The organism is Endozoicomonas numazuensis, assembly GCF_000722635.1.
In the GTDB taxonomy this organism is placed as follows: Bacteria; Pseudomonadota; Gammaproteobacteria; order Pseudomonadales; family Endozoicomonadaceae; genus Endozoicomonas_A; species Endozoicomonas_A numazuensis.
In genome coordinates this window covers 507,918-509,067 of sequence record NZ_JOKH01000004.1, presented here as the reverse complement: position 1 = coordinate 509,067, position 1,150 = coordinate 507,918, and the positions used below count along the sequence as shown (strand labels likewise).

At 53.0% G+C, this 1,150-nt stretch carries 1 protein-coding gene; it reads left to right on the top strand.

Annotated elements, in window-relative coordinates; genetic code table 11:
- A partial coding sequence (locus GZ78_RS29570; RefSeq protein WP_034839476.1) for a WD40 repeat domain-containing protein occupies positions 1-1,150 on the top strand: 1,150 nt, incomplete at both ends.

Below are 1,150 nucleotides of genomic sequence, written 5' to 3'. Positions count from 1 at the left end.
AAGGCAGTGGCGCGCCAGAAAGGCTGGGGTTTATTCCCGGCCCGGCCATAAAGTTCAATTCCACTGAGTTGATGGAGCTGGATGAAGAAGGCAGAGCCTATGGGTCGCCAGTTTGGGTGACAGCACTCCGCTTTATACCGGATGGTTCTGAGTTGGTGATGACAGGGACTATACTGGTTGGCACTTCACAAACGTTTGCTCAGCACTTCAATACCAGCGCGCTCACCCCTGCCCAGAAAAACATTCATCGGCTTAGACATCAACATTTGGTAGAAAATTCGTTACGGAGTGCAAGTATCTGTTCGGGGGGGGGCTGTGTAGCACTGAGTAATGCTCTAACGTTTTTTTACTCCTTTCTGGCCTCAACCGATGAGGGCGATTTAATGGAGCAATACCGTTTAGATTTTGCAGATTTAGCAGATATTCGCGCTCACACCTTCATTCTGGATGGTACCTGGTTGGCATACGGTCACGGAAGCCAGCTATCACTGATAAACCCGGCGAACAAAACGGTCGGTATACCCTTGCCGGGAGCATTCCCCAGTGACGTGTATGCACTGGACAGCCAAGGGCCATGGCTGGCTTCGGGTTACGGGGATGGCGATATTCGGGTGCATAACCTCACTAACCTCAGTGACATCAGTTACGTTAATATGACGGCGCACAGTAGTTTCGTGCGGGGCCTCAGCTTCAGCCCCGATGGCGAACGACTGCTTTCTGGCGGTAGCGATAATCTGGCACGCCTCTGGTTCAGGGAGGCTGGGGGGCATTTTACCCTGATTCAAAACATGACATTTGATGCGGTCGCCCGCGTTGTATTGTACCACCCCGGAGGTGAACATTATGCGGTGGCCGAAGGCCCCAGGGTTCACCTGTATGAGGCGACTAACCAGACCCGGCTCGATACCCTGACAATGGCAAACAATATGAGTGTGGTGCTTTCTCTCGCCTTTCACCCCAATGGCACCTGGCTGGCGGTAGGCAACAACCGAGACGACCTTGAGCTCTATTCTCTGGGAGAGCGGCCTGAGCTCACTTTTACCGAACAACCAACCTTGCAGCCAACTTCGACGGTAACGATGGTGGTGGTTAGCTCTTCTGTCGCTATAGACGACAACCAGCCCACTTCACCGAGCCCTGCTTTTACTTC